The sequence below is a fragment of the Streptomyces sp. NPDC008086 genome, from assembly GCF_042957325.1.
GTDB lineage: Bacteria > Actinomycetota > Actinomycetes > Streptomycetales > Streptomycetaceae > Streptomyces.
Map to the genome: position 1 here is coordinate 147,219 of NZ_JBIBIA010000016.1, position 6,126 is coordinate 153,344.

Consider the following 6,126-nt stretch of genomic DNA (forward strand, 5'->3'; position numbering starts at 1 on the left):
CCTTCCAGACCTGATGACAATGGTTCCCACTGGCATAAGCGGGTGGCTTCTCCTGGGTGCGTGGCTGTAAGTCCTTTCGGGCTAAAGGTTGTGGGCGATCCAGACGTTGGGCTCCACGTAGACGGCGTGCCCGGCCGTCACGGAGCAGTGCACGGGGACAAGGGCTCCTTCGACGATGACCTCTCCGTCCTCGTCGAAGGGCAGCCCCGTCCATCGGCGCCACTGATGCAGTGAGCCTGGAATGACCATCGAGGTGGGGGCTATGCCGACGATCTCTCCTCCCATCCGCACATGCGTCCGAAGCCAGGGGTCGCGCGGAAGTCCGTCGGGGCCGGCGTCCTTCACGTACTCGTCCATCGGCAAGTGGGGATGCTGGTGCTTGGCCGTGGGACGCACGGGGACCACCATGCGGCGGTAGCCGCCTGCCCGGGCGTTGCCCGCCATCGCGCGGAGCATCAGGGCCGAGAGTCCCCGACCGCGGTGGTCGGGGTCTATGACCACCTCCACAGCGCTGACGACGTCGGTCCTCCTCTTTCGGCGGTGGTCGTCGAAGGCCCAGATGAGCACCCTGTCCCAGCCATCGGGCGGGAGGTTTCTGCGCCCCGGGATGTCCAACGCCAGCGGGACGCTGTGTCCGCGCGCCACGACGCGTCCGCCTTCCGTCGCGACGACGGTGAACTCGTGGAAGGTGTCGACGAGCTGGCCGTAGTGCGCGTCGGCGACGGGGCCGTGGAACATGAACTCGGGCCAGGTCGGGTTGAGGGTCCATACTTCCCCCACCAAATCGGGGCGTTCGGCAAGGGTGTGAGTTTGGTAGGGCATCCTTGTCATCCTTTCTGGTTCCATACGTCGGCCAGGCGTGCGGCTGCGGAACGAAGGTGGGTCGGCGGATGGGCGGAGTAGGCGAGCCTGACCGCGGAGTCAGGGCTGCCGAACCGAGAGCCCGGCTGGACGGCCACGCCGACGGCCGACGCGCGGGCGACGGCTTCCTGCTCCGGGAGCCACCGTGGGAGTTCGACCCAAGTGAACAGTCCGCCGCGTACGGGCCGCAGGGTGAAGTCATGCCGCAGATGCTCGCGGAGCGTGGCGCTCAGGGCGTCGCGCCTGTGTGCGAGGTGGACGCGCAACCGCTCAAGGTGTTCGACGAAGCTGCCGTCGTGCATGAGTTCCGCTACTGCCAGTGCAGTGAGGTGGCTGGGGGACCCTCCGCTGTGCGCCACACCTCTGTCCGCCAGCCGCCGGCACAGGCGCGGCGAGCCGCCCAGCCAGCCCAGGCGCAAGCCGGGGGCCAGGGTCTTGGAGAAGGTGCCCAGGCGAAGGACGCCGTCCCATTTGGCGAGCGCGGTCAGGGACGGTGGCGTCTCGGTTCCGTCGAGGGAGAGGTCGGCGTAGGCGTCGTCCTCGACGATCAACAGGTTCTGGCGCTGTGCGGCGGCTATCAGATCCTTGCGCCGTGGCGTCGGCATGAGCCGTGCGGTGGGGTTGTGGAAGGTGGGGATGAGGTAGGCGAAGGCCACGCGACGCCCGGACGAACGGAGGGACTCCACAGTTCGCTCCATCGCCTCAGGATCAGGGCCGTCCGCGTCACACGCGAGGGCGCTGACGGTCAGCCCGTGGTCCCGGAAGATGTTCAGAGCCAAGTCGTATGTGGGTGCCTCGGTGAGCACGACGTCTCCGGGGTGTGAGATCGCCGAAGTGAGCGTGTCGAGCGCCTGGGACGTCCCCGCCGTCGTCAGCAGGTGCGACGGCGTCCACGGCTCGGCGTCCGTGCGGGTGAGGTGCCGGGCCAACGCTGCCCTGTAAGGCAGGGATCCCTGGTTGTGCCCGTAGGCGAGGGCCATGTCACCGTAGCGTGCGAGCGCGGCCGAGTAGGCGCACCCGATCGTGTCAATTGAGACCAGCTCGGGGTCGAGATAGCCGGGCCCCAGGTCGAGGAATCTGGTGGGCGCCACGTGCTGGACGATGTCCGCCGCCGCGTACCGGTCGGCGGGGCCGGGCCCTTGGAGCATTTCCCCTTGACTCTGCTCCCCCCCTTCCCTCACGGAATCATTTGTGTATTCTCTCATCATGCCCGGAAAAACCTCCACTAAATTATCCGGATACTCTTACCCCTTGTCCCCTTCTGGGGGCTCGTCGATGATTACTCCACCTCCCTGGCATTTCTCCGGAAATATGCTGTGGATCGAGTGCGCCGTCGATCACGAAGCAGCCCAAGCATTCCTTCCTGATGAGATCACGCTGAGCCAGGGATACCTCAATGCGGCCGCAGTATTCTCGGAGTGGGAATGGTGCTCGGCCGACGCTCGGGAATCCTCCGATCCGGTCAGCTGCCAGTTCTCCGAGTTTCAGATTCTGCTGGCGTGCGAGCATCAGGGGCAGCCGATGGCCCGGTGCCCGTACGCGTGGGTTGACTCGGCCACGTCACTGTCCCGCGGCTGGATCCAAGGGATGCCGAAGCAGTTCGGCTCCGTGCACCTGACCAGGATGTTCCCCGTGGGGCAGGCCGGAGGGCGCCGACGCCCGGGGGCGCGGTTGTCCGGCTCGCTCAGCGTGCACGACCGCCGGTTCGCCTCCGCGACGATCACCCTGCAACAGTCGGAAGGCTCCACTCCGCCCCTGGCCCTGGTACCGCTGGTCCACAGTCAGATGTCGTCCCGGTGGACCGGCGAGGAAAGCACCGGATCGCGACTCATCACTTCTCGTGTTTCCGGAGTTGAATTCGGCGAGGTGTGGTCCGGGACCGCAGAACTGGAATTCGACAGAGAAACAATCCGCACCCGGGATGGCGACCTCCTCTCATTGCTGCCCCTGGAAACAGGAACGGGGTACTCATTCGCCTACGCCGAAACCCTTGAGGGGGGCGCCTACCTGGACTAGATGCCGGCCGAGAACGGAGCGATCGCGTGTCCGCCCCGCTTATGTGCGGGGCGGACACGCGCGCTTCCGGATCAGCCGTCCTGCATCTGCTCGGCCAGACTGCGCGGCCGCATGTCCGTCCACTCCCGATCGACGAAGGCAAGGCATTCCTGCCGTGGCTCCGGCCCGTGCACCGTCCTCCAGCCACCGGGGACAGCCAGATGCGCGGGCCAGATCGAATGCTGGTTCTCGTCGTTCACGAGCACCAGGTAGTCGGCGGCGTCGTCCTCGAACGGGTTGGTCATGCTGTTCCTTCGTTCTCTCGATGGATGCTGGTACGGGCGTTACCGGTCAGGGTGTGCGGCCGCGGGTGAGGTGGTCGTTCAGCACATGTCCTGCACTCCGGGCCGCGTCGGGATCGAGCATCTCGGTGTGCCGGCAGGAGACGGCGTGATCGATGAGCTGTCCCTCGACGAACGGCGCCCATCGCCGGCCGGAGTCCGCAGCGCTTTCCTCCCCGGTGGCGGTGAAGGCGATCACGTCGTGGGTCAGCCGCGACGGAGTGAAGTCGCCAGCCAAGCGTGCGTTGTTCGTATAGACGTCGATGAGCCGGTCAAGAGCCTCCTCGTCCTGGCCCAGCACGGTGTCGTGTTCGGCGAGGAAAGAGGTCAGTGTGGCGCGCAGTTGTTCCGGAGGGATGTCGCCCGAGCCGACCCCGAAGTGGTCCAGGAGAGAGCGCAGTACGGAGACTTCGAGGGTGTCGCCGGTCTCGGTCTCCGGCGGGTCCTGAGGATGGGCGTCCAGGAGGACAACCAGGCCGACCTCGTGCCCCTGACGCTTCAGCTGCACGGCGATCTCGTGCGCGATGGTGCCGCCCATCGACCATCCCGCCAAGTGGTACGGGCCGTACGGCTGTTCGCTCACGATGTCCTCGACATAGCGGGCCGCCATCTCGGAGAGGCTCCTCGGCAGCGTCTCGCCCGGGAGCAGTCCGTGGGCCTGGAGCGCGAGCACTGGAGTCCGGGAATCCAGATACGGCAGCAGACGGGCGTAGGCCCAGCTCACCCCGGCCACCGGGTGGACGCAGAAGAGTGCGGGACCGTCACCGCCTCGCAGCCGCAGCACGGGGGCGAGCGCACGCTGTGGCTGTTCGGCTTGGCTGTCGGAGAGGTACCGGCGCAGGAGGTCGCGCGGGGTCGGTGCGTCGAAGAGCGCGGCGATGGGCACGTCGACGCCGAAGGTGTCTCGGATGAGGCCGGTGAGCCGGGTGGCCAGCAGTGAGTGGCCGCCCAAGTCGAAGAATCCGTCGTCCGGGCCCACGTGGGGTACGCCCAGGATCCGGGCGAACAGGGAGGCCAGGACCTCTTCCTGAGGCGTCGCGGGCCGGGCACCGGAGTCGGACGGGGCGGCGCTGTCCTGGGGATCGGGCAGGGCGGCCCGGTCGATCTTGCCGTTGGAGGTCAGAGGCAGCCGCGGCATGAGGATGTAGGCGGTGGGGATCATGTGAGCCGGGAGGGTCGCGCCCGCATGGGCCCTGAGCGCCTCGTGCGTGGGCGGGCTCCCGGCTGCCTGGGCGACCACGTAGGCGACCAGTCGATTCCCGCGAGTCGCCACGGCCGCGCCGCGAACGGAAGGGTGTGATTCCAGGGCTGCCTCGACCTCGGCAGGTTCGATGCGTACCCCTCGAATCTTGATCTGGTGGTCACTGCGGCCGGTGAACTCCAGCTCACCCTTGTTGTTCCAGCGAGCGAGGTCGCCGGTGCGGTACATGCGCTGTCCGTCCGGGCCGAAGGGGTCGGGCAGGAAACGCTCGGCCGTGAGCGCGGGCCGCCTGAGGTACCCGTTCGCGACGCCGTCACCGGCGATGTACAGCTCCGCGATGGCGCCCGGCAGCACGGGTTGCAGTCGCTCGTCGAGCAGACGCACCCGGGTATGGGGGGTGGGGCCGCCGATGGGCGGTGTCCGGTCGTGGTCGGGGCGCACGGTCCAGTGCGTGGCGTTTACGGTCGCCTCGGTGGGGCCGTAGAGGTTCGTCAGCCGCGCCGAGGTCGTGCTGTGGACGCGGCGTACGGTCTGGCGGCCGAGGACGTCACCGGCGCTCAGGACGCGCCGCAGCGTCGGGAAGCCGTCCGGGGCGGCGTGTTCGAGCAGCGCGTCCAGTACGGCGGGCACCACGTCGAGCGTGGTGACGCCGTGCCCGCGTATGTGCCGTGCCAGTCGTTCGGGGTCGGCGTCGGCGCCTGGCGCGGCGATGGCCAGACGGCCGCCGGTCGTCAGCGGCCAGAGGATCTCCTCGATGGAGGCGTCGAAGGTCAAGGGGGCTTTGTGCAGGACAACGTCGCTCTCGTCCAAGCCGAAGAGTTGCTGTACGGCGTCGAGCATCGCCGCGACATTGCGCCGGGTCAGCACCACGCCCTTGGGGGTGCCGGTGGTTCCGGAGGTGTACAGGATGGCCATCGGGAGCCCCTGGGCCGGCTGCAGCAGGTCCGCAGGCGTGGCGGTGGGCTGCTGACCCCTCAGGTTCTCCAGAAGGAGTGCGGTACGCGGCAGGTTGTCTGCGGCGGTGGCGATGCCGACGCAGCAGACCGGGTCGGCGTCCTTAAGCACGTACGCCGTACGGTCCGCAGGGTGGTCGGGGTCGATGGGAACATAGGCGGCGCCGGTCTTGAGGACGGCGACCAGAGTGACGACGAGTTCGAGCGATCGCGGCACTGCGACGGCGACGGCCGTGTGCGGTGCGGCCCCTCGGTCTGCAAGGAGGCCGGCGATCCGGTCGGATTCCTGGTCCAGTTCGCGGTAGGTGAGCGTCCGGTTGCCGAAGACGGCGGCTGCGGCGTGGGGCCGACGTCGCGCCTGCCGGCGGAAGAGCACGACCGGGTCCTCGAACGCGAGCGGGGCCGCCTCGGCGTGGGCGGGATGGAGGAGTTCCTTCTCCGCCGGGTCGAAGAGATCGAGAGAATGGAGGGGCGAGTCGGGGGCCTCGACCACGGCGGACAACAGTCGGCTGAGCCGTCGACCGAGTGCTTCGACGGTCTCCTGGTCGAAGACTGTCGTGGCGTAGGTCAGGACTCCGTCGATGCCGGCCGCGGTGCCCTCTTCGTCATGCAGCTCGGTGAGGCTGACGGTGAGGTCGAAGCGGGCGATGTCCGGCGCGAGCGGGTATCCGCTCGCCTCCAGTCCGGGGAGGGTGGGGGTGGTGTGGGTGGTGTTGTTCAACGCCAGCATCACCTGGAACAACGGATGCCGGGCCATGCTCCGAGCCGGGTTGAG

The 6,126-nt window shown here is 68.1% G+C and carries 5 protein-coding genes; 1 reads left to right on the top strand and 4 read right to left on the bottom strand.

What is annotated here, in order from left to right:
* Nucleotides 1-81 precede the first annotated feature (81 nt).
* Nucleotides 82-822, bottom strand: a complete 741-nt coding sequence (locus ACFZBP_RS39405) for a GNAT family N-acetyltransferase (RefSeq protein WP_391420779.1) — start codon at nucleotides 820-822, stop codon at nucleotides 82-84.
* A 5-nt stretch (nucleotides 823-827) separates the two neighbouring features.
* The gene (locus tag ACFZBP_RS39410; RefSeq protein WP_391420780.1) at nucleotides 828-2,009 is read right to left on the bottom strand and encodes an aminotransferase class I/II-fold pyridoxal phosphate-dependent enzyme; all 1,182 of its coding nucleotides are present in this window, start codon (nucleotides 2,007-2,009) and stop codon (nucleotides 828-830) included.
* A 58-nt stretch (nucleotides 2,010-2,067) separates the two neighbouring features.
* On the opposite strand from ACFZBP_RS39410, the gene ACFZBP_RS39415 reads away from it, so the two are divergent.
* Complete coding sequence (locus ACFZBP_RS39415) at nucleotides 2,068-2,877, top strand: acetoacetate decarboxylase family protein (RefSeq protein WP_391420781.1); 810 nt, start codon at nucleotides 2,068-2,070, stop codon at nucleotides 2,875-2,877.
* Between the two features lie 71 nt (nucleotides 2,878-2,948).
* Here ACFZBP_RS39415 and ACFZBP_RS39420 read toward each other — a convergent pair whose 3' ends face one another.
* Both ACFZBP_RS39420 and ACFZBP_RS39425 read right to left on the bottom strand, forming a co-directional pair.
* Entirely contained in the window at nucleotides 2,949-3,161 is a 213-nt protein-coding gene (locus ACFZBP_RS39420; protein ID WP_391420782.1) for an MbtH family NRPS accessory protein, read from the bottom strand.
* A 46-nt stretch (nucleotides 3,162-3,207) separates the two neighbouring features.
* Nucleotides 3,208-6,126: amino acid adenylation domain-containing protein (locus ACFZBP_RS39425; RefSeq protein ID WP_391420783.1), on the bottom strand; the 2,919-nt coding region annotated here is incomplete at its 5' end.

Bases quoted from the DNA above. Each gene is read 5' to 3' on its own strand.
- ACFZBP_RS39420 (WP_391420782.1), bottom strand. From the start codon at position 3,161: ATGACCAACCCGTTCGAGGACGACGCCGCCGACTACCTGGTGCTCGTG.
- ACFZBP_RS39415 (WP_391420781.1), top strand. From the start codon at position 2,068: ATGCCCGGAAAAACCTCCACTAAATTATCCGGATACTCTTACCCCTTG.
- ACFZBP_RS39410 (WP_391420780.1), bottom strand. From the start codon at position 2,009: ATGCTCCAAGGGCCCGGCCCCGCCGACCGGTACGCGGCGGCGGACATC.
- ACFZBP_RS39405 (WP_391420779.1), bottom strand. From the start codon at position 822: ATGCCCTACCAAACTCACACCCTTGCCGAACGCCCCGATTTGGTGGGG.